The sequence below is a fragment of the Fibrobacter sp. UWB15 genome, assembly GCF_900177705.1.
In the GTDB taxonomy this organism is placed as follows: domain Bacteria; phylum Fibrobacterota; class Fibrobacteria; order Fibrobacterales; family Fibrobacteraceae; genus Fibrobacter.
In genome coordinates this window covers 61,710-83,504 of record NZ_FXBA01000001.1, presented here as the reverse complement: position 1 = coordinate 83,504, position 21,795 = coordinate 61,710, and the positions used below count along the sequence as shown (strand labels likewise).

The window sequence follows — 21,795 nt, the reverse complement described above, 5'->3', positions numbered from 1 at the left end:
GCGAGCGCCGCGCCTTGTTGACAAAAATTAACGTAAAAAATCGGAACAAAAGTTTCCACTTTAAAAAAAAGAATGTATTTTATTTACACATTTACGAGTGCAGAATTCACTACACTCTAATTGGGATTGGATGTATGAACAAATATAAATATCTATTGCCAGCGGCAATTATTGCCGCCGGTTTTTGGGCATGCGGCGACGAAAACACGACCGCTACCGAATGTACCACAGAACAGTGTCTCATTGACAAATATGGCGAATTTAACGCAGATTCGGCAAATTTAGCCAATCAGCAGCCGCCTGTCGAGACAATCGACTTTGAAATCAACGAAGGGCCGAACGTGATTGACGTGCCGGCAGACTCATCGGGAGCCACCACCCAGGAACCGGGCTCAACACCGCAAGATTCCAACCAAACAGGCAACCCCGTTGACGTTCAAAACGACTCTATTCCAAATAATTCTTACACATCTTCAAGTTCTTTGACCACAGAACCGGTTGTTGCATCTTCGAGCAGTGGACACCATCATCACCGCTCTTCTAGCAGCTCTGTCGGCGACGTGAACCCCGTCGAATCCAGCTCCAGCGAAGAAGAAGTCATTCCGCCGACACCCGGCAACGACTTCGTGGAAGATCACCGCAGCGAATGTCAGATTGGCAACATTCCTACAAGCGTGGATAACGCGAAACTCCCCGACCCGTTCAAGGGTCTTGACGGCAAGCGTATTTCTAGCAAGGCCGATTGGAAGTGCCGTCGCGAAGAAATCGGCGCCATGTACGAAAAACTCATGTTCGGCGAAAAGCCGCGCAATCCCGAAAAGGTCGAGGGCAAGAAGTCCGGCAACAAATACACCGTCACCGTTACCGACAAGGGCAAGTCCGCCTCCTTCGACGTCACCATCAACAGTGCCGGCACCAAGGACAAGCCGAAGCCGGCCCTCATCGGCCTGGACCAGGGATTAGGCGCATGCGGAAGCCTCGGCTCCTCGACCAACGGCTTGGACATCGCCATGATAACCTTCAATACGAACAATGTCGCTCCCGAAAGCGGTGGCGGCAAGTTCTTCCAGCTTTACAACGGCGGCCAGGGCACCATTATCGCCTGGGCATGGGGCGTGAGCCGCCTGATCGACGCTTTGGAAAAAGACCCCGATGCAGGCATCGATGTCAAGCACCTGGCTGTTAGCGGTTGTTCCCGCCTGGGTAAGGCAGCCCTCGCCATCGGCGCTTTTGACGAACGCATTGCGCTCACCATTCCGCAGGAATCCGGTTCGGGCGGCGCATCGCTTTGGCGTGTAGGCGCCCAGGTCAACAGGCAGAAAGGCAAGCAGTTCGTGCAGGGCCTGGCCAGCGCTGGTTCCGAAGGCAAGTGGATGATTTCTAGCTTCAAGAACTACGACGGCAGGGAAAATACGCTCCCGTTCGACCAGCACATGCTCGTGAGCATGGTCGCCCCGCGTCCGCTCCTCATCCTCGATAACGCGGGCCAGGAATGGCTGGGCGAAGTGCCGTCTAACTACTGCGGTCAGGCTTCTCTCGAAACCTACAAGGCTCTCGGCGTGACGGAAAATTACACCTATAGCCAGGAAGGCGGCCACGCGCACTGTTCGCTCCCGAACGGACAGTTCGACGAAGTGAAGGACTTCATCAATAAGTTCCTGCTCGGCAAGGACGCCAAGACGGGTAAGATTGATTATTCCAAGAATACGCAGACAATCAACTTCAAGAAGTCCGAGTGGATTGACTGGGAAACTCCTGCGCTGAACTAAGATTCCTCTAGAAGACCAAACACCTCAAAGACCTTCGACGCAAGTCGGGGGCCTTTTTTGCATAACTTTTTTGCATATTTTTATGCGTTTTGCCCCATTGAGCCTTGACAAAACCCCTAAAAATTTCTCTATTTGGAGGCACATTTTTAAGTTTAACCCTTAACGGAGAAACAACATGCCTTGCGGAAAGAAAAGAAAGCGCAGGAAGATTGCGACTCACAAGCGTAAGAAGCGCCGTCGTCGTGACCGTCACAAAAAGAAACTTCGCTAATATCCGTTAGCATTCTATTGTGATTTCCTGTTAAAGACGGAGTGTAAAAGCTCCGTTTTTTAATTTTTTTTGTTTTACGGGCTTGCCCAAAGGAATCAAAAATGATTGATCGCAACAAGCACTTCCTCCGCCTCATGGACTGGAGCGAAGAAAAAATCCTGGAAACTATCGAAATCGCTTCTCGCCTGAAGGCAGAAGTCCACGCCGGCAAGGTGTCTGACCGTCTGCATGGCCAGAACATCGCCATGTTCTTCGAAAAGCCCTCGCTGCGAACTATCACCACATTCCAGGTGGGCATGAACCAGCTCGGCGGCCACGCCGTGTTGCTCGCACCCGATTCCATTGGCCTTGGCAAGCGCGAAAGCGTCAAGGACGTCGCCCGCTGCCTCAGCCGCTGGGTAAACGCCATCGTAGTCCGCTGCTTCAAGCAGGACCTGGTGGAACAGCTCGCCGAATACGGCAGCGTCCCCGTTGTGAACGCCTTGACCGACGACTACCACCCGTGCCAGGCAATCGCATTCGCCCAGATGATCAAGGAAAACCTCGGCGGATTCAAGAATGCCGACGGTAAGCCGAAGACCGTCGCCTTCATCGGTGACGGCAACAATGTGGCCAACTCGTTCCTCGCCCTCGCCTCCAAGGTGGGCATGAACTTCACGCTCGCCTGCCCGAAGGGCTTTGAACAGCCCGCCAAGGTGGTCGAAGAAGCTCAAGAAGGCTTGAAGAAACACGGCTGCCAGTACCGCGTATTCCACGATCCGAAGGAAGCCGTCAAAGACGCCGACATTCTCTATAGCGACGTGTGGGTCTCCATGGGTCAGGAAGGCGAAAAGGCCACCAAGCAGTCTCACTTCTTGCCGTTCCAGATCAACGACGAACTCCTGAAGCTCGCTCCGGCTCACTGCAAGGTCAGCCACTGCCTGCCGGCTCACCGCGGCGAAGAAATCACGGACTCCGTGATGGACAACCTCAACGTGAACATGAGCTTCGAAGAAGCCGAAAACCGCTTGCACGCTCATAAAGCCGTATTATGGCAAGTGATGCCTCCGTTCGCTAAATAAGCGGATTTCTCAGAAAAAATTTAAGCTCGGCGCTGCCGAGCTTTTCTAGTTGTCTGTTAAAATTTTTTAGATATCGTCTTCATCATCAGGGATTATTCCCGTCCGCTGAATTTCTTCGCAGTATTCAGTCATCTCCGGAGCAATGAAAGGGAGCGGGTTAAACGAGCTCGGCACAGCTATACGTTCTGTAATCGTATTGTCACCACAAGTCACATTCACAACCGCACCATCTTCCTCCACTTCACCTGCATCGACCTTAGCTTCTGCACAGAACGCATTAATAGAATCCAGAGGCATGGCCGGCAAGAAATCAAACTGGATGAGAGTCACAAGAGAATCCATTTTATACTCATACAAAGTTGTAATCGACCCCGAATCCGGCTGAACAGCAACCATCTCAAAAGCGGTTCCCGTTTTTTGGGTAATCTTGCAAGTGGCTTTGCCAGAAGTTGAAAAAGCATTCGGGTTCGGGTCATCAATCACAGGCGTTTCGTTTGAACCAGGTTCCTCCGGAAGATTTACATCACTATTTTCCGACAGGTACGCATTCATCGTTTTACAGACTTCTTTAGCAGATTCCAAAGCTCCATCAAAGCCAATTTCGGCACCAGCGATTTCATGAATCTTCATGGTCCGGCCATCACATGTTACAGTCGCATTCTTCGTTAAAGCCTCTTGCTTGTTCGATTCACATAGCGACTGAATCATTGCTTCCGGCACAGATTCGTCGTATTCGGTCACGTAATCATTTTCTGCTTGTCCACCTGCTATTGTAGTCGTAATCGTTGTCTTCGCACCATCCTCTTTCATTTTTATGACAAAGGAATTAGCGGAAAGTTTTTCTACTGAACAAGGAACTTCGGTAGATGTATTCGCAGAAACAGGATCTGTTTTTACAATGGAACTATTAGCATCATCACCATTTGTTGTACCAGACTGTTCCGAGACATTGTCCTTAGGTTGTTCATCGTTTTTTGGCGATGTAGAACTGTCAGAATCGCAAGCGGTAAAAACCAAGGCCACTATAGCGGCGGACAGGAATAGTTTTTTGAGCATATAACCCCCTTTTCGGATTAAAAATTCACCTTCTTAATATAATATATCTTTTCTATATTTGCACGCGAAAATGTTCAAGGAGCAAGATATGTCTTTTATCCAGGAACTTAAGGAAAAGGTTTTAGGCGGTTACGAAATCAACCGCGAAGAAGCAATCAAGCTTTTAGGTGAAAACCTCAACGAACTCACGAAAGCCGCCAACGAAATCCGCGAAAAATTCCACGGCAACGACTTTGACTTCTGCTCGATCGTGAACGCCCGCAGCGGCCGCTGCTCCGAAAACTGCAAGTACTGCGCCCAGAGCAGCTACTACCACACCGGAGCCCCCGAATACAAGCTTCTCAGCGCCGACGAAATCGTTGCTGACGCGAAGAAGAAAGAAGCCGCAGGCATTCCGCGTTACTCCATAGTCACCTCAGGCCGCACGCTCTCGAACCGCGACGTGGAACAGATCAGCGAAGCCATTCGCCGCCTCAAGAAAGAAACCAAACTTTCCGTATGCCTTTCGGCAGGACTCTTGAACAGAGAACAGTTCGACAAGCTCAAAGAAGCAGGCCTCACTCGCTTCCACAACAACCTGGAAACTTACCGCAGGCACTTCCCCGACGTGTGCACCACACATACCTACGACGACAAAATCGGCGCACTCCAGAACGCACTTGCCGCAGGTCTTGAAATCTGCAGCGGCGGCATCATGGGCCTCGGCGAAACCATGGAAGACCGAATCGACATGTGCCTCGATCTCCGCAAACTCGGCGTCAAGTCCACACCGGTGAATGTGTTGAACGCCATCCCGGGCACGCCCTACGAGAACCTCCCGAAACTCACGAACGATGAATTCTGCCGCATCGTGGCCATTTACCGATTTATCAACCCGAAGGCATTCATCCGCCTCGCGGGCGGCCGCGGCGTCTTGGGCGACGACGGCAAGCGCGCCTTCAAGAGCGGCGCAAACGCAGCCATCACCGACGACATGCTCACCACCGCCGGTGTCAACAGCTGCAAGGACTTCGAGCTGGTGAAAGGGCTCGGCTTTACCCCGCACGGGTTTATCGGTTAGCACCGACTATTCCAACTTGGAATATCGAAAATAAAGAAAAACGTACCACTTTAAAAATAAAGTGGTATATTAATGATTGAGCCCTTCTGGTGGATAAGAAGCGCCGGCATCGCAGCCGTTCCAGTCAGCAATCGCGAGCCGCAAGTCTCTAGACGAGACAGACCCACCAGAGCGGCTTTTTTTTGTACTCCATTTTCCCGGACACCATGCGCTCCGGGAATTTTTTTTCATTCTTTCGCAGGTTAATCCATGAATATGACAACGTGCTTTCACTCTCGTGTAAAAGCGAAGCTGTCCAATTTAGTGAGAATGACAAAAAGGACTGCATCGCTGCAGTCCTTTGAATGTTTTGGACCCTATCGCGCTTTCGCGCTCCAGGGTGACTCTTGAGGAGTGGATTGCTTCGGGGCTTCTCGCCCCTCGCAATGACGTTCACTTCCTACTGCCTACCGTCTACTTCCTACTACACTTCTTCAATAGAAGCATGGTACTCTTGCAGGCTCTTCACTGCACCATGTCCGTTACGAGCGGCGGCGATGCCCTTCACGGTGTTGTACGCACCGGCGAGGGTCGTGATGTAAGGAACCTTGTACTTGATGGCGGCCTTGCGGATGGCGCTTTCGTCCTTGATGGCGTCGCGCTTTGCCCACGGCGTGTTGATGATGAGGTTCACCTGCTTGTTCAGGATGATGTCGAGGACGTTGGGGCGGCCTTCGGCAATCTTGTTCACCACTTCGCACTTGACGCCGGCGGCTTCGTAGAACTTGGCGGTACCTTCGGTAGCGTAAATCTTGAAGCCGAGCTTCTGGAATTCCTTACCGATTTCGATGGCCTGTTCAGACAAGTTAACCTTATCGGACAAGCTAATCAGCACGGCGCCTTCGTTCGGGAGGAAGGAACCTGCGGCTTCCTGGCTCTTGTAGTAAGCGAGGGCGTAGTCGTCGGAGAGGCCGAGCACTTCGCCGGTGGAGCGCATTTCGGGACCGAGAACCGGGTCCACCTTCGGGAACTTGTCGAAGGGGAACACCGCTTCCTTGGCGCCGTGGTGGTTGAACTTCTTATCCTTGAGCTTGAGGTCTTCGAGCTTGGCACCGAGCATCAGGCGGGTAGCGAGACGGGCCATCTGGGTATTGCAAACCTTAGAGACCAGCGGCACCGTGCGGGATGCGCGCGGGTTTGCTTCGAGGACGAACACCTTGCCATCTTCAATGGCGTACTGCATGTTCATGAGGCCGCAAACGTGGAGGGCTTCTGCAATCTTGCGAGTGTAATCCTTGATGGTTGCCAAGTTTTCCTTGGTGATGGTCACCGGTGGGATGATGCAGGCGGAGTCACCGGAGTGGACACCGGCAAGTTCCACGTGTTCCATCACGGACGGGATGTAAACGTGTTCGCCGTCGGAGAGGGCGTCGGCTTCGCATTCGAGAGCGTTGTGGAGGAAGCGGTCGATGAGGAGCGGACGGTCCGGGGTCACGCCCACGGCCTTCGCCACGTATTCGCGGAGCATGTTCTCGTCGTAGATAACTTCCATGCCGCGGCCGCCAAGCACGAAGCTCGGGCGGATCATCACCGGGTAGCCGCCAATCTGCTTGACGCAAGCGAGGGCTTCGTCGATGTTCGTGGCCATGCCGCTTTCCGGCATCGGGATGCCGAGCTGGTCCATCATCTTGCGGAACAGGTCACGGTCTTCGGCGATGTCGATGGAATCGATGCTCGTACCGAGAATCTTGACACCTTCGTCGCTCAAAGCGCGGGCGATGTTCAGCGGAGTCTGGCCACCGAACTGCACGATGACGCCAGCCGGCTTTTCCTTGTGGTAAATCTGGAGAACGTCTTCGAGGCAGACCGGTTCGAAGTACAGCTTGTCGGAGGTATCGTAGTCGGTAGAAACCGTTTCCGGGTTGCAGTTCACCATGATGGTTTCGTAACCCATTTCGCGGAGGGCCATGGCAGCGTGGCAGCAGCAGTAGTCGAATTCGATGCCCTGGCCGATTCTGTTCGGGCCACCGCCGAGAATCATAATCTTCTTCGGGTTGGTGGAAGCGGTAGATTCGTCCTTGCTGTTGTAGGTGCTGTAGTAGTAGTACTGGTCCTTCACGCCGCTCACCGGCACGGCACACCAGCCTTCGACCACGCCGAGTTCCGTACGCTTCTTGCGCACATCCTTTTCGCGGATGCCGAGAATCTTGGCGATGTACTTGTCGCTGAAGCCGTCCTTCTTGGCCTTGATGAGGAGTTCATCGGAAGGCAGGCGACCCGGAGTCTTGAGCATTTCTTCTTCGAGTTCCACGAGTTCGCGCATCTGCTGCACGAAGTAAGCCTTTTCGTAGGTGGAAGCGAAGATTTCTTCATCGGTTGCACCCTTACGGAGGGCTTCGTACATCTGGAAGTGACGTTCGGAGCTCGGGGTCTTGAGCATTTCAAGGAGTTCTTCCTTGCTCTTCTTGTTGAAGTCCTTGGCAAAGCCGAGGCCGGAACGACCGTTTTCGAGGCCGCGGATAGCCTTCTGGAGGGTTTCCTTGTAGGTCTTGCCGATAGCCATGACTTCGCCCACGGCCTTCATCTGGGTGCCGAGGCAGTCATCGACGCCGCGGAACTTTTCGAATGCCCAGCGAGCGAACTTGAGCACAACGTAGTCACCGCTCGGGGTGTACTTTTCGAGGCTTCCGTCGCGCCAGTACGGAATCTGGTCGAGGGTGAGGCCTGCGGCGAGCTTTGCAGAAATGAGGGCGATCGGGAAGCCGGTAGCCTTGGAAGCAAGGGCAGAAGAGCGGCTGGTACGCGGGTTGATTTCGATAATCACCACGCGGCCCGTCTTCGGGTCGTGAGCGAACTGCACGTTGGTACCGCCAATCACGCCGATGGATTCCACAATCTTGAAGGCCTTTTCCTTCAGTTCTTCTTCGAGCTTCTTGTCAATGGTGAGGAACGGGGCTGCGCAGAAGGAGTCGCCGGTATGCACGCCCACCGGGTCGATGTTTTCGATGAAGCAGATGGCAATCATCTGGTTCTTGGAATCGCGGACCACTTCAACTTCGAGTTCTTCCCAACCGAGAATGGATTCTTCGATGAGGCACTGGTGCGTCATGGAGAGTTCAAGACCGTTACTGCAAATGGTGCGGAGTTCTTCCACGTTGTAGCAGAAACCGCCGCCTGCACCGCCCATGGTGTATGCCGGGCGAACCACCACCGGGTAGCCGATTTCTGCAACGATCTTTTCGGCTTCTTCCACGGAGTGGCAAATGCCAGAGCGCGGAGTGTCGATGCCGAGCTTCTGCATGGTTTCCTTGAAGATTTCACGGTCTTCGCCGCGTTCGATAGCGTCGAGGTTCACACCGATGACCTTCACGCCGTACTTGTCCAGCACGCCAGCCTTGCTCAGGGCAGAGGCGAGGTTCAGGCCGGTCTGACCGCCCAAGTTCGGGAGGAGGGCCTGCGGGCGTTCCTTTTCGATAATCTGGGTGAGGCGGGCGACGTTCAGCGGTTCGATGTAAGTGGCATCGGCCATGACCGGGTCTGTCATGATGGTAGCCGGGTTGGAGTTCACGAGCACAATCTTGTAACCCTGTTCGCGCAGGGCCTTGCAAGCCTGGGTGCCGGAATAGTCGAATTCGCAAGCCTGACCGATCACGATCGGGCCAGAACCGATGATAAGGACTTTGTCGATGCCTTCAATCTTCATTTTGTTTTCTCCGTTTGTCTAATTATTAAATCCTAAAAAAAAAGCTGAACTAAAAAGTCCAGCAAAATCAGAAAAACTATTAACCTTGGAAAAACCCGTTGCAGTTGCGCAGTGGATTGCGCAGGTCTCGCAGCTCTGGGGCTTCGACATTGCAAGATTTTTGTTCATCTTCCTGTCTAATTCGCTCAAGGTTTAAACTTGCGCAAATATAGACAAAAATTGTAAGCCTTTCAAGGCGAAAAACAAAAAATGAAAAATAATTTCGACTTACGGTTCGCCAGCAGGATCAGCCGCCGGTTCTTCCTTAACGCAATCCGGAGCATTCGGATCCACAGTGCAGTGGTCATCCGATTCTGTGCTTGCCGTGCCACAACCGACAAACGCAAGGGCCAAAGCCAAAATTGAAGCAAAACCGATAAGTTTACGGATCATAAATCCTCGCTATTTAGTTGACAATCAACAAGATAACAAATAAAACGCTGTTGGCAGGACTTAGAATTCAGATACCCCCCTCAAAACACAAAAAAAAGCACCCGGGAAATCCCGAGTGCAAAAGCAAATCGCTTTAGAGCAAAATTACTTCTTAGCAACCTTGGTCTTCTTAGCGGTTTCCTTGAGGCCAGCACCGACCTTGAAGGAAACAGTCTTGGAAGCCTTGATCTTGATCGTAGCACCAGTCTGCGGGTTGCGGCCGGTACGTGCAGCACGTTCCTTAACAGTGAAGGTACCGAAACCGATCAGCTGAACGAGACCGTCCTTCTTGATACCAGCGGTGATACCGTCGAGAACGGCGTCAACAGCGCGGCCAGCGGCAGCCTTGGATTCAATGCCAGCTTCCTTGTTAGCGAGGATGGCGTCGATGAGATCTTGCTTATTCATTTTATTAACTCCTTGAGTAGGTTAAGAATTTTATAGTGATATTATACTTTTTTTTTTGCGTTGCGGCACACTTTTTTTGAAAATTTTTTGAAAAATCCTTATAAAATCAAGCCTCGGGCGGTGGTTCGCCTTCAGACTCTACAATCGTGTCTGCTTTCTTCTGAATTTTATCTAAGTACACCAGACACAAACAAGTGAATGGAATCGCAACGATCAAGCCGAGGAAACCAAGCAACTTTCCCCAGATAGAAAGCGACAGGAGAATGCCTACGGGCGGCAAATCCATCGACGATCCGACAATCTTCGGGACAAGAATCATGTCTTCGATAATTTGCACCACCAAATAAATCGCAGCAACGATAGCGGCCACTTCCCAGAAGGGCATTCCCTTGTCAAGAGCATAGACCACTGCCAGCAGTAAGGCCACAGGGATTGTCGCCAGCTGCAGATACGGCACCATGTTGAGCGCGCCAGAGAAAAGTCCAAAGGCGACTCCCATAGGCAGTCCGATGATTCCAAAACCGATTGCATACAAAATACCAACCGTCAACGCGACCAAGGATTGCGCACGGAAATAGCTACCCATGAACACGTCCATCTTCTTTGCGAAATCAGACGCGCCCTCTTTATACCTTGTCGGAAACAGTTTCTTGATACCGCCGCGAAGCTTAGGCATATCAAGCATAATGAACACGAGATACATAAAGATAAGGATTGCACCGGAGAGCCACACAAACAAATTAGAAGTCTTGGCAAGCACGTTCCATGCACTCGGCAAAACCTTTCCGGCCACGGACTGCGCCGCATTCCAGAAGTCGAGAGTCTGCATAGCGACGGCAACCTTGTTCCAAGAAATGAACGTCTTTATTTCTTGCCACAAGTTTTTCGGCACGAACATCGACAAGCGTTCGGCCCACGTGGAATCGTTAAACAGCTTTGGAATCAATTCGCCAAGGTGCCTGATTTCGCCCACCACCATCGGGATAAAAAGCCACAAGGCTCCACCCACCACAAGAATCATGAGCGTAAGCACTACTATGACAGCGATAATGCGGAACCTGACCTTGTTCTGGATTTTTGTAACCAGCGGATCAAAAATGTAGGCGATCAGGAACGCCGCAAAAAACGGAGCGAGCACACCACTCAAGTAATGCAATACCCAAAGCAGAATGCCAACGCCGGCAGCCATTATCACGAGCCGCATCACACGGTCAATAGTCCAAATTCTACGCATTTTACTTACCATTCTTCTTTCTGTATTCTAAAGGTTTTACGCCATAGACTTTGGCAAAATTCTTTTCAAACGCCCCAGATTTTTTTTCACCTACGGCAAGCGCGACTTCGGCAATAGACTTGTCCGAGTTCTTCAATATACCAGCGGCCTTTTCCATTCGGGATTTTAGGTCTTCCTGGTTTTTCTGACGTTTCGCGACACAACCTTTGGAATTCCGAACCACCAGGGAAATCACGCCCGCATACACCAAGACCACAACCACCAAAGCCACATACATCAGGGCCTTGAATGTGCGGTTTTCGCCCCACAACTTGATGGAACGTATGACAATGTCATCAGGAATACCCAACATGGTTCCTTCGCCATTACAGATTTCAAAGAACATGCCACGATTCATGTAACGCAAACCATCGTCTTCTTCGAGGCCTTGCATGGCAAGCCACCATTCGGGGACCTTAAAGTCAAGCATCGAAACGGAGGCGCGGCTCACGCGGTCGCGAATAATCACCGGAGCCTGAGCCACCATGGGGCGATAGCTCTGGTACACATTCTTTTTACTGTACACCGGGTCGTCGTTCAAGATCTTAATGCCGACGCGCTGCATACGTCCCGTTTCAACATCGATGACTAGCGAGTCAAAATCCGAGAAATCGAAGAACCCGGTCGCCGGGCGGTTGTTCACCGAAAGAAGGTTGATTCCGACACCTGCATAAGGGTAAGCCATACCCGAACGTATATTCACACGAACCGAGATAACGGAATCCTGATTAGAAAGTTCTACTGTCGAGAATCCACCCACGTTTGCGTCAGAAACGGCGTACACCTGATAAGTGCCACCCGGGAACAGAATCTGTTCTGATGCGCTGAACTTGACGAACAGGCAAATCCATACGGCGACAGCAACTACAAGCGTAGCTGTTGCGATGACGATTTTCTTCATGCCTTAGGTTCCGCCTTTTTATTTTCGTTTTCTTTGTTGTAGGAATGCGTACGGCCAATGGCCACGATCATCAGTCCAAGCATAATGAACATCACGACGCCAAAAGAAAAATTACTGACACCCTTGGCCATTACGGAATACAATTTGAGCGAGAACTTTTTACCACGAGGTTGATTCCAACCAGGAGCAAATTCGACACGAGCCACCGTTTCTTGATGTCGACGATTCAGCGTACGGTCCACATGTTCGTCGTCAAACCAGAAATCCGGCGTATAGAACTGTTCAAAGGGAATGGCGATCCGTTGGCGTCCCTTGGTCAGCGGAATTTCCTTCATGAGCAAACGGAAGGTGCGGGGTTTCTGGATGTCGGTCACATCCGGATCAAACGTCCAGACCTTCACCAGAATTTCGTCCGTGCCGCTAGATTCCAAATCAAAAATCAGGGAGTCCACGAACGTCCAGTTACGGTACAGCGCTTCTTCTCCACGACTCAAATCGAACAGAAGTCCGCACCAGGCGCTTTTCGTAGTATCGGCCCCCAGCATGCAGCTAAAGTCCAAGGAGGAATCTGCAAGTGCGAACGAAGTCTCAGAAAAGCCTCCATCCGTCCTATCGTCATATTCAAAGACAGTGGCCCCGTCATGCAACGGGAACACGTTATCGGCAAAATGCCTATCGGGCAAGGCGAGGTACGCCACAATAACTGCAGCCGCAATCGCCACTATAATGATATAGGTTTTAGTCATTGGAATCGGGTTCCAGAATCGGTTTCAAATGAAGGCTGTACTGCACCAAGTCCAGCGGATCTTCATCAGGCATTTTTTCGCCAAACAGTTTATTAATCAAGGCGTCAAGAGCACGGATAAAGAAGAAATGATGTTTGCCTTCTTTCGTTACCTGCTGGAACGGGTGTTCCAAGGTGCGTTTCAAAAGCGTAATCGTCATGGAAGGCGGCATATGGAACATCTTGCAGCAAGTGGTGACCTTGCCGTCGTAACCGTAATCCGGAAGTTTGCCTGCAGCAAGCGGTTCACCGTGGTCAATGCAACACGGATTTTCGCAAGCCGGGTCTTGCACGTTCTTGGCAAGCAAGGCCTTGAGCCAAAGCTCGCGGGACTTGTCAGTTAAGTCGCTGCGAAAAGCCATGGTCTGGTCGCACGGAAAAAACGTTGAATAGCACTTGGGGCAAATGCGCAAGTCCAAATGTTGGAACTTGATTTCTGCCACCTCCGATTTGCAATAAGGGCATATACTCATATGATTGAATATAGTTATTTCTATATTTAGAGTATGGCTAAAGTTGTACAGATTACCGCTGAAAATTTTGAAACCGAGGTCGCGCAGGCCTCTGAGACCCGCGCCGTAGCAGTCCTTTTCTCCTCTGCAGAATACCCCGACTGCGCACCGTATTCCCAATTGCTGGGCTCGCTTTCGACCAGCATGGACTTTACGCTTGGCGTCGTGAGTTGCGACGAACGCGAAAACATGCAGCTGATCCAGGCGTTCCGCGTGCGCTCGGTGCCCGAAGTTCACATTGTCGAAAAGGGCCAGATTGCAGATGTAATCCAGGGCGTGCTCCCCGAAGCAGACCTCAAGAAGCGTCTCGAAAAGTTCTTCGTGAGCGACGAAGCACGCTTCCAGATGGCCCTGGAAGATGCCATTGCACAGAAGAATTTTGACCAGGCGCTCCCGATGCTCGACGAAGCGCTTGCCAAGACCCCCGACGACAAAAAGCTGCAGCTCTTGTGGGCCAAGGCAAGTCTCGGCATGGGCGACACCGAAAAAGCCAAGGAAGTTCTTGCCAAGTTCACCGAGGCCGACGACCAGTACCGCGAAGCAAAATCGCTGCTGGAACTCCTTGACTTCCACGCCGAAGCCGCCAAGAAAGACGTGCAGGGCAAAGAAGCGATCGTGTACCACGAAGCTTGCAAGCTCGCCTGTAGCGAAGATTTTGAAAGTGCCTTGCAGGCATTCCTGAACTTGTATGTAGAAGCTCCGGAATGGAACGACGGCGCCGCGAAGAAGGCGATGCTTACTTTGTTCGGAGTCTTGGGTCCGAAGCACGAACTCACGTGGAAATACCGCGCCAAACTCAACACGATGATGTTTATCTAATGAATCTTGATTTTAACCGCAGATTATCTATCGCCCCGATGCTCGACTGCACCGACCGTCACGAACGGTATTTCTTGCGGTTACTGTCGAAACACATCCTGCTTTACAGCGAAATGGTGACGACCAACGCGCTGCTGCATACCGACCCGGACCAGTTCCTGCGCCATCAGGAATTCGAATACCCCGCGGTGTTGCAGCTGGGCGGCAGCAATCCTGCCGATTTGGCCAAGTGCAGCAAAATGGTCGAAGAATCGGGATTCCAAGAAGTCAACCTGAATTGCGGCTGCCCTTCGGACCGCGTGCAGAACGGAAACTTCGGTGCCTGCCTCATGAAAGACAAGAACCTGGTCGCCGACTGCTTTAAGGCGATGCAAGACGCCGTGAGCATTCCCGTGTCTATCAAATGCCGCATCGGTGTCGACGAATTTGACTCTTGGGAATTCTTCCGCGACTTTGTAGGCACCATCGCCGATGCGGGCTGCCGCGTGTTCATTGTTCATGCCCGCAAGGCGTGGCTCAAGGGCTTAAGCCCTAAAGAAAACCGCGAAGTTCCTCCGCTACACTACGACTTTGTGCACAAACTAAAAGCCGAAATGCCGCAACTAAACATTTCGATTAATGGCGGCATCAAGACGCTCGACCAGACGCTTGAACAGCTTCTGGATTTAGACGGCGTAATGGTTGGCCGCGAAGCTTACGAAAATCCGTGGTTCCTGCTCGATGCCGACGAAAGAATTTTCAACGACACTTCCGCAAAAAAGCCCGAAAGTCGCAAAGCGCTGCTCGAAGCCTACCTCCCCTATGTGGAAATGGAAGCGGCCCGCGGAACACCCGCCACTATTTTAGTGCGCCATATTTACGGGCTCTTTAACGGCAAACCAGGTGCTCGCAAGTACCGCCAGTACCTCGGCGAAAATGCCCCCAAAACAAACAACCCCGCGGAAATGATCCGCAGGGCTATGGACTTGGTTACAGAACCTTAAGTTCTACTTGATTAGAACAAAGCAATGCTATACGGAGCGAGAGCACCCTCCACAGATTCAACCGCCGAGGCCTTGCCGTCCTTGACAACAAAGACCTTTTCGTTGGCATAGCTGCGGTCACCCACATAAACAACGCCACCCTTTACAGCAAGAGAACCTTCGGCATCGACAATGCCTTCTACCGTGGAGGCCTTCTTTGCAGCAAGGTCAATCTTGGCAAGAGGTACATCGCCATAGGCCTTGTAAATGGCGGCATAGGCAATTCCGTCTTCAGCAGCAAAAGAATAAATACCACCACCAAGAGTCTTGCCTGACACGACCAGTTCAGACTTCTTTTCGGCAATGTTCACCTTTTCAATACCGCGTTCTTCATCGGCATCGGTGCCATAAGCGGCATTGTATTCGCCCTGGCTTGCCACATAAAGGCTACCATCAAAGAACGTCATGGCAGTGGGGTTCTTCTTCAGCAGCTGCACCGTATCCTTTAGGTCACCCGTGGATGCGTCATAAATGGCAAGGAGTCCCTGAGGATAAGTCGTTACCCAAGTAGCCGGATCCGACGTGTAGCGCTGCATCAGCACATAAAGCTTACCACCGTTCAGTTCGATGTCGGCCACATAAGGAGATGCTTCACCTTCGTAAGCAAAATCCGTTGTCTTGATAGACTTAGAAATCTTGCCATCCTTGGTAGAAATCTTTACAAGGGAGTCTGCATTCTGGAGAGCAACCCAGGCGTTTTCGCCGTCGAAAGCCAGGTCAACCGGGTTTGCGTTATCGTCCAGCGAAATCTGCCAGACAACAGCTTCTGCACCCTTTTCTTCAAGTTCCTTGGAATTCAACTTCGTGATATTGTCCGCCTTCATACGTTCGAGAACATACAAATCGGAACCGTTTGCAATCACCTTGGAATCCTGGAAGAACGCGATGCTCTTTTCAGATATTTTTTTACCGTTGATCACCCAGCGAAGTTCGCCCGTAGTATAGTCAGAGCCAAACACAGCTGCCGTTACCACATCTCCAGCAGAAGAGCTACTGACTTCCTCGACAGAAGAAGAACTTTCGTCCTTAGCAGAGGAGCTGCTCTCATCCTTCACAGCGGAAGAACTGCTTTCGTCCTTAGCCACAGAACTGCTGCTTTCATCCTTTGCGACAGAGGAGCTGCTTTTGTCCTTTGCAACAGAGGAACTGCTTTCAGCCTTGACGCTAGAGCTGCTAGCGTCGTCGTTGGACGAAGAGCTGAGTTCAGCATCGTCGCCGACGACTAACACCGTAGAGCTAGAATCGTCACCGCAGGCCACGAGACCGAACGCAAGGCTTGCCAAGGCAGCGCCCGCGATAAGTTTATTTTTCATCTGTTTCATATTTTTCCTTTTCTGGCTTTACGCGTTTAGCGCGGGGGCTAGAACCCCTGTATGATTGTGAACTTGTATTCTCGCCCAGGCATAGGGAAGGGCGTATAGAAATTTCGATACTTTTCGTCGGTAATATTATCCACGGTAAAAGTCAAACGGGTTTTATCGAACGGATAATACGCAAGATTTGCTCGGTGTGTTGCCACGGCAGGCTGATCCATCTTATTCGCTCGATCACTATATATTACGCTTCGCCACTGCGAAGTCCACGCAAAATCAAAATGCAGCGGCAAGTGGAGTGTCGCCTCGGCAAAATAGTCGCGTGCAGGCTCACCAGGAAGCATATTACCATGATACGTATTAGAATTGCTCCGGTCTTCTGTTTTTTGGAAGGTCGCCCGCAACAGCACATCCAAGAATTTTGAAGGGCTGCTATTGAGTTCAAATTCCGCACCGCGCACAAGTGACCGAGCCACATTTTCGGCGCGCAAAAGTTCCACCGAAATAACCCAACAAATTCCATCTTGTATATGCGACTCAAAATACGCCGCACGAAGCGTTGTATGTTTCCCGGGGAATTTGTAAAGCCCTGCCGCCTCAAATTTAGTCGCCTTTTCACGTTTGAGGTTCGGATTTGATAATGCGCCGGGGAATGTTCCATAAAGTTCCATCAAGGCGGGCTGCTGGTAAAAGCGTCCTATCGAAACTTCTCCTGTCAAAGGCGATTCGGAAGCACCCAAGCGCGTATAAAACCTTCCCGCAAAAGTGGCTTCGCGATCAGCCGCATCTTCTAGAAAATGCGACCCGGAAGGTTGCACAAAAACGCCATCGTTCAATTCATCTTTCAAGAATTGGACAGAGCCTTCGCCGCCCAAGCCACCGTACTTAAATATTTGGTAATACAAATCACCGGAGCCCATCAAAGTCCACCGATCCAGCGACCATTCCTTAGAATCGCCTCGCGCCTCGGCTCGTTCCCATTCCCCCGCAATACGAGCAGAGCCTTTCAAGCGTTCTATAGGCGTAAAATCAGCCGAAATTTCAGGAACAACTTTATAAGTGGCAGCACCATATTCCATAAAGCGGTTGTTGCCGTAACCGATATGATCTAACGGATAATAGGCACTCGACAAATTCTTATCGACCCGCGCAGAAAGGCCTCCGTACAAGAAAAGCCTATCATCAAAGTAACTGTCTGACTCAAGACCATAACGAATGAGAGCCGACTCCCCTACAAACTTAGCCACTTTCGTTTGCTGCTCTTCTTTACCGGGGTTTCCCCCTTCAAAACGCGAAGCAGTTACGGACAACGTTGAAAAATAGCCGTTCCCGTGCAACATGCGGAACTGGACGTTTCCAGACACATCGGTATACTGGGCATTCTCGCGAGTCGCCATGTAATCGTCATCGTCGTTGTATTGCGTGCCATTACGATTTAGATACTCATAGTCGTTGTCAGAATGCCTTGTCGCAAAAGACGAGGCGAACATAATGCTGTCGGTCACAGGAGCAGCCACCTGAAACGAGCCCTCCCACGTATTGTGGTTACCGTAGGCCGCTAAAACACGTCCACCCTTTTTCACGGCGTTTTTCGTCACGAAATTGATGGCGCCCCCCAAACCCGATACACCGAACTTTGCAGGCACATTGTTCTTGTAAACCTCAATCTTTTCCATCTGGTTCAGGTCTACAGACGCCAAATTCACCGCACCGCCACTTGCATCGTTCAAGGGCACTCCGTCTACACAAATCAGAATGTTACGGGCCGCAATTCCACGAACCGAAACGGTCTGAAAGCTCCCAAGCCCGCCCTGCTTGTACGACTGGATTCCCGGCAGTGTCGCAAGCAAATCCGCAGCGGTAAGCGACTTGCCTTCCCATGCGGCAGCAGTAATTTCAGTGTAACTGGCGTTTCGCGTCTGAATCGCGGGAACTTCACCTACCACATCGGACAAACCCAGGTCCTGCACAGGGGTCGCATCATCTACAGCTACAGGCTTTGCCGAAATAACAGAAACATCCTCCAGGGAATCACCCGAAGGCTCCGCAAAGGCGCTACAGAACACTCCCCCAATGAGTACGTAGCACCCCAAAACCGCGCTTTGCACGGTCTTAAAGAAAGACGTCGTTCGCATCGTTCCTCAAAAAGCGTTTCCCACAGTTCTTCTGGCTCGGGGCTCTCTCTACTCCCGGCTCCTTCACATCGCAAGCGACATTGGTTCATGCCGGTTTCGTCCTCCCTTACAGCGGCGCGACCGCCCCCGGCTTTCACGGGATTCTCTCCTTGCAGGCCTCCCAGTAGGGCTCCCGCATGGGCTTTTCAGGGCATAGGAAACTTTTCGCTTTCAAATATAGAAATATTTTTACAATTTGCTATATTTACGCCCATGACAGCAGAAGAACTCTACAAACGTCTCAGCACCATTCAGCCGGGCGCCGTCCTTTGCACCTATTCCATGGAAAAGTGCGAACAGATGCTCCCGCTCATCAACGAAATCAACGAACTGAAGAAGGAGCGCGATGCCGTGATTCTCGCCCACAGTTATGTGGCCCCCGAAATCATCCTGGGCGTTGCCGACTACGACGGCGACAGTTTCAAGCTGAGTCAGGACGCCACCAAGGTGAGCGCAAAGACGATCGTATTCTCTGCCGTGCGTTTTATGGGCGAAACCGCCAAGATCTTGAACCCGACCAAGGACGTGCTGATTCCGGGCCCGCTTACGGGTTGCAGCCTCGCCGACTCCATTACCGGCGCCGAGGTCAAGGCTCTCCGCGAAAAGTACCCCGACCACACCTTCGTGTGCTACATCAACACTACCGCCGATGTAAAGGCGAACTGCGACGTGTGCGTCACCAGCAGCAACGTGATGAAGATCGTTTCTAGCCTCGAAAACGACAAGATCGTATTCGTGCCCGATGGTCTCATGGGCCAGAACCTGATCGACGAAATGCAGAAGCGCGGCATCAAGAAAGAAATCGTGCTCCACAGCGGCTGCTGCTACGTTCACGAGACCTACGATTCCGAACTCATCAACTTCTTTAGGAGCCAGAATCCGGGACTCAAGGTGGTGAGTCACCCCGAATGCCACCCGGGCGTCGCCCTTTTGAGCGACTACGTAGGCAGCACCGGCCAGATGGTGAACTACATCAAGGAACAGCCCGAGGGCACGCCCTTCCTGCTGCTCACCGAATGCGGTCTGAACGCTCGCATGCAGTACGAATTCCCGAACAAGACATTCATTGGCAGCTGCAGCATGTGCAAGTACATGAAGTCGAACTCGCTCGAAAACATTCTGGAAACACTCCGTCACCCAGAAAAGGCGCAGCACGTAGAACTTGACGAAGCGACCCGCGTTGCCGCCAAGAAGTGCATCGACGCGATGTTCTATTACGCAGCTAAGTAGGGGATGTTGGTTAGGGGTTAAAAAAATGAAAAAGCTGAAAGTTATTGCATTGCTTATTTGCCTTTGTGCAAGTTTTACATTTGCTGAAGAATACCATTGGCCTCGTTCCTATTTTGCAAGTCTCGGTATGGGCGCCCAAGTTTCAAAGGGCGACTTTAACGAACGCGCCATTTCGGGCAAAGATACTGCAGGAGTCAAAGGCTACATCCACCCGCCTGCACTGGAATTTATCGCCACACCAGACCTTATGTTGGGCGTAAATCTCGGAGCATTCTCCTTTGCAATGAGTTTTCAGTACTGGGTTTCCGAACAGGTCATTGCCGATTTTCCGGACGAATCCTACAAGCAGGACACCCGTATCTGGAGGTTTGGCCTTGAGGCTACATACAACTTATTCTACCCCGAATTTTTCCAGGTAGGTTTTGGCCTCGGATACTCTTACAACAGTGTCAAGAGCGACGATATCGCTATTTTCTCCTCTGACACTTACGATGCCGAATTCATGGGATCGGCTGTCGCCTTTATAGCAAACATCCATTACTATATTACCGACAACATTTCCATGGTTCCCGCCATCAAGATTTACGAAAGCTGGTTCAAGAACGTCCACTGTTCCCGTGTAGAAACAAACGATCTTGACCCTTATCTGTGGCAGTCATTCGTTCTAGCCACGGTTTCGGTGCAATACCAGTTCTAAGCACGTTGTGCCGCGCCCCTAATATTGCATCTTTGCCCTAAAGGGCAAGATAGGGCAGCTCGGCAATGCAAGTTCTAGCAAGCTAGACTTGCGCTGCGCTCGCTTTTTTCTATCTTTGGCGCGGTATGAAAAAGCTATTTCTCGCAGCATTTATGATGGGAGCCGCAGCAGCATCCGCTATGGACAATAGCGGCTGGGCCACTGAATTTGAGTCTATGTCCGCGTTCGACAGCCGATACGGCAATCGTTCCGGTTACGTCAAGCCCATTATTGACAACCTAGGCAATGTACTCAACAGCAACTGGTACGCAAGTGCCTCTGTGCCGCAGAGTTTCACCTTTGAAGCGGGTCTCCCAATTTCGATTATTCCCATTGGTGATGACGACAAGACCTACGACGGCAAGCCGACCATCTTTGGTGACCACGGCAACCCCGAAGCCCCCTCCGACACCATTTACGGTAGCAAGACCCTGAACGGTCTCGGCGTATTCACCTACCCCTACCTGCAAATGGGGGCGAGTTTCTACCACTTCAGAGCCGTACTCCGCATGATGTATCTGCCCTCCATCAGCGAGCTCCGCAAATTCAGCCTGTTCGGCATCGGATTTCAGTACAGCTTCGGACACTTGTTCCAGTACATGCTCCCGAAAGCCGCCCAACCGTTCGACGTGAGCATCGTTTACGGCTACAACACCAGCAGCATCGGCTACCGTCCCGACGGATTCGATGGCAAACTGGGTCTCGATATTTCCACACACAACTTCTCGTTCGTTTTCGGTTACAAGCCCGTCAACTTCTTTGAAGTCATGATGTCGCTTGGCTACCAGAGCGCCGAAATGCTGTCTTACGGTGAACTCTATCACACCGACCCTTACATCAACTTCAGAAAAGACGAAATCTACCCTGACATTACCGTCAAGGGTAACAACGGATTCCGTTTCGGCATTGCAATCGCCTTGCAGATCAGCTCGCTCCACCCGGTTCTCGGCTACGATTACGCCGGCAAGTCCAGCTTCACGACTAACGTACTCTACTTTAGACAGCAATTCGGCAAGGACAAGACTCCCGACGAAATTGCCAAGGATAAGGGGTATGTCCGCGGCGGGAACGTGAAAACGCAATCCAGCGAAACCGAAGCCCCGGTAGAACAAGCCTCCACCATAGAAGAAACTCCGACTGAAACGCCCGAAGCACCTGCAGCAGAAGAAAGTTCAGCAGAAACCTCTAACGACGACTCTTTTAACGAGGAATAAAAACTTCCTACAGTCTACTTTTAACTATAACAAAGAAGG

18 protein-coding genes and 1 riboswitch are annotated in these 21,795 nt (G+C 51.5%); of the genes, 8 read left to right on the top strand and 10 right to left on the bottom strand.

Annotation, left to right across the window (positions count from 1 at the left end; translation table 11 throughout):
- Positions 1–134: 134 nt before the first annotated feature.
- Both B9Y58_RS00370 and argF read left to right on the top strand, forming a co-directional pair.
- Positions 135–1,769, top strand: a complete 1,635-nt coding sequence (locus tag B9Y58_RS00370) for a glucuronyl esterase domain-containing protein (RefSeq protein ID WP_073053312.1) — start codon at positions 135–137, stop codon at positions 1,767–1,769.
- Between the two features lie 372 nt (positions 1,770–2,141).
- Complete coding sequence (gene argF / locus B9Y58_RS00365; RefSeq protein WP_073053311.1) at positions 2,142–3,101, top strand: ornithine carbamoyltransferase; 960 nt, start codon at positions 2,142–2,144, stop codon at positions 3,099–3,101.
- Positions 3,102–3,167: 66 nt separating this feature from the next.
- Here the strand turns inward: argF and B9Y58_RS00360 are convergent, their stop codons facing one another.
- Positions 3,168–4,157: a hypothetical protein gene (locus tag B9Y58_RS00360; protein WP_073053309.1), complete on the bottom strand. Its 990-nt coding sequence runs from the start codon at positions 4,155–4,157 to the stop codon at positions 3,168–3,170.
- Between the two features lie 88 nt (positions 4,158–4,245).
- On the opposite strand from B9Y58_RS00360, the gene bioB reads away from it, so the two are divergent.
- Complete coding sequence (gene bioB / locus B9Y58_RS00355) at positions 4,246–5,217, top strand: biotin synthase BioB (RefSeq protein ID WP_073054661.1); 972 nt, start codon at positions 4,246–4,248, stop codon at positions 5,215–5,217.
- 463 nt (positions 5,218–5,680) lie between these two features.
- Here the strand turns inward: bioB and carB are convergent, their stop codons facing one another.
- The 7 genes from carB to B9Y58_RS00325 form a co-directional block, all read right to left on the bottom strand.
- Complete coding sequence (gene carB, locus B9Y58_RS00350) at positions 5,681–8,899, bottom strand: carbamoyl-phosphate synthase large subunit (protein ID WP_073053308.1); 3,219 nt, start codon at positions 8,897–8,899, stop codon at positions 5,681–5,683.
- Between the two features lie 267 nt (positions 8,900–9,166).
- Positions 9,167–9,331, bottom strand: coding sequence for a hypothetical protein (locus B9Y58_RS14500; RefSeq protein ID WP_158278292.1), 165 nt, complete (start codon positions 9,329–9,331; stop codon positions 9,167–9,169).
- 144 nt (positions 9,332–9,475) lie between these two features.
- Positions 9,476–9,778, bottom strand: a complete 303-nt coding sequence (locus tag B9Y58_RS00345; RefSeq protein WP_073053306.1) for an HU family DNA-binding protein — start codon at positions 9,776–9,778, stop codon at positions 9,476–9,478.
- 106 nt (positions 9,779–9,884) lie between these two features.
- Complete coding sequence (locus B9Y58_RS00340; RefSeq protein WP_073053304.1) at positions 9,885–11,012, bottom strand: AI-2E family transporter; 1,128 nt, start codon at positions 11,010–11,012, stop codon at positions 9,885–9,887.
- A gap of 1 nt (position 11,013) precedes the next feature.
- The gene (locus B9Y58_RS00335) at positions 11,014–11,952 is read right to left on the bottom strand and encodes a helix-turn-helix transcriptional regulator (protein WP_073053303.1); all 939 of its coding nucleotides are present in this window, start codon (positions 11,950–11,952) and stop codon (positions 11,014–11,016) included.
- Complete coding sequence (locus tag B9Y58_RS00330) at positions 11,949–12,674, bottom strand: hypothetical protein (RefSeq protein ID WP_233247779.1); 726 nt, start codon at positions 12,672–12,674, stop codon at positions 11,949–11,951. Before B9Y58_RS00330 ends, B9Y58_RS00335 begins: the two co-directional genes overlap by 4 nt.
- A 16-nt stretch (positions 12,675–12,690) precedes the next feature.
- Entirely contained in the window at positions 12,691–13,209 is a 519-nt protein-coding gene (locus B9Y58_RS00325; protein ID WP_073053299.1) for a hypothetical protein, read from the bottom strand.
- Between the two features lie 33 nt (positions 13,210–13,242).
- Here B9Y58_RS00325 and B9Y58_RS00320 point away from each other — a divergent pair, with 33 nt between their 5' ends.
- Positions 13,243–14,067, top strand: coding sequence for a tetratricopeptide repeat protein (locus B9Y58_RS00320; protein ID WP_073053298.1), 825 nt, complete (start codon positions 13,243–13,245; stop codon positions 14,065–14,067).
- Entirely contained in the window at positions 14,067–15,050 is a 984-nt protein-coding gene (gene dusA, locus B9Y58_RS00315; protein ID WP_073053296.1) for a tRNA dihydrouridine(20/20a) synthase DusA, read from the top strand. Before B9Y58_RS00320 ends, dusA begins: the two co-directional genes overlap by 1 nt.
- An 11-nt stretch (positions 15,051–15,061) precedes the next feature.
- Here the strand turns inward: dusA and B9Y58_RS00310 are convergent, their stop codons facing one another.
- Positions 15,062–16,411, bottom strand: a complete 1,350-nt coding sequence (locus B9Y58_RS00310) for an NHL repeat-containing protein (protein WP_143154610.1) — start codon at positions 16,409–16,411, stop codon at positions 15,062–15,064.
- 38 nt (positions 16,412–16,449) lie between these two features.
- Complete coding sequence (locus B9Y58_RS00305) at positions 16,450–18,537, bottom strand: TonB-dependent receptor (protein WP_073053293.1); 2,088 nt, start codon at positions 18,535–18,537, stop codon at positions 16,450–16,452.
- 3 nt (positions 18,538–18,540) lie between these two features.
- A riboswitch (cobalamin riboswitch) is annotated at positions 18,541–18,734 on the bottom strand.
- Between the two features lie 55 nt (positions 18,735–18,789).
- On the opposite strand from B9Y58_RS00305, the gene nadA reads away from it, so the two are divergent.
- From nadA to B9Y58_RS00290, 3 genes are all read left to right on the top strand, one after another.
- A complete protein-coding gene (nadA, locus tag B9Y58_RS00300) occupies positions 18,790–19,806 on the top strand; it encodes a quinolinate synthase NadA (RefSeq protein WP_073053291.1) in 1,017 nt (338 codons plus the stop codon).
- Between the two features lie 25 nt (positions 19,807–19,831).
- Positions 19,832–20,503: a hypothetical protein gene (locus tag B9Y58_RS00295; protein ID WP_085534716.1), complete on the top strand. Its 672-nt coding sequence runs from the start codon at positions 19,832–19,834 to the stop codon at positions 20,501–20,503.
- Between the two features lie 125 nt (positions 20,504–20,628).
- Entirely contained in the window at positions 20,629–21,756 is a 1,128-nt protein-coding gene (locus tag B9Y58_RS00290) for a DUF6588 family protein (RefSeq protein WP_073053288.1), read from the top strand.
- Positions 21,757–21,795 lie beyond the last annotated feature (39 nt).

Coding starts and splice junctions, on each gene's coding strand:
- B9Y58_RS00370 (WP_073053312.1), top strand. CDS start 135: ATGAACAAATATAAATATCTATTGCCAGCGGCAATTATTGCCGCCGGT.
- argF (WP_073053311.1), top strand. CDS start 2,142: ATGATTGATCGCAACAAGCACTTCCTCCGCCTCATGGACTGGAGCGAA.
- B9Y58_RS00360 (WP_073053309.1), bottom strand. CDS start 4,157: ATGCTCAAAAAACTATTCCTGTCCGCCGCTATAGTGGCCTTGGTTTTT.
- bioB (WP_073054661.1), top strand. CDS start 4,246: ATGTCTTTTATCCAGGAACTTAAGGAAAAGGTTTTAGGCGGTTACGAA.
- carB (WP_073053308.1), bottom strand. CDS start 8,899: ATGAAGATTGAAGGCATCGACAAAGTCCTTATCATCGGTTCTGGCCCG.
- B9Y58_RS14500 (WP_158278292.1), bottom strand. CDS start 9,331: ATGATCCGTAAACTTATCGGTTTTGCTTCAATTTTGGCTTTGGCCCTT.
- B9Y58_RS00345 (WP_073053306.1), bottom strand. CDS start 9,778: ATGAATAAGCAAGATCTCATCGACGCCATCCTCGCTAACAAGGAAGCT.
- B9Y58_RS00340 (WP_073053304.1), bottom strand. CDS start 11,012: ATGCGTAGAATTTGGACTATTGACCGTGTGATGCGGCTCGTGATAATG.
- B9Y58_RS00335 (WP_073053303.1), bottom strand. CDS start 11,952: ATGAAGAAAATCGTCATCGCAACAGCTACGCTTGTAGTTGCTGTCGCC.
- B9Y58_RS00325 (WP_073053299.1), bottom strand. CDS start 13,209: ATGAGTATATGCCCTTATTGCAAATCGGAGGTGGCAGAAATCAAGTTC.
- B9Y58_RS00320 (WP_073053298.1), top strand. CDS start 13,243: ATGGCTAAAGTTGTACAGATTACCGCTGAAAATTTTGAAACCGAGGTC.
- dusA (WP_073053296.1), top strand. CDS start 14,067: ATGAATCTTGATTTTAACCGCAGATTATCTATCGCCCCGATGCTCGAC.
- B9Y58_RS00310 (WP_143154610.1), bottom strand. CDS start 16,411: ATGAAACAGATGAAAAATAAACTTATCGCGGGCGCTGCCTTGGCAAGC.
- B9Y58_RS00305 (WP_073053293.1), bottom strand. CDS start 18,537: ATGCGAACGACGTCTTTCTTTAAGACCGTGCAAAGCGCGGTTTTGGGG.
- nadA (WP_073053291.1), top strand. CDS start 18,790: ATGACAGCAGAAGAACTCTACAAACGTCTCAGCACCATTCAGCCGGGC.
- B9Y58_RS00295 (WP_085534716.1), top strand. CDS start 19,832: ATGAAAAAGCTGAAAGTTATTGCATTGCTTATTTGCCTTTGTGCAAGT.
- B9Y58_RS00290 (WP_073053288.1), top strand. CDS start 20,629: ATGAAAAAGCTATTTCTCGCAGCATTTATGATGGGAGCCGCAGCAGCA.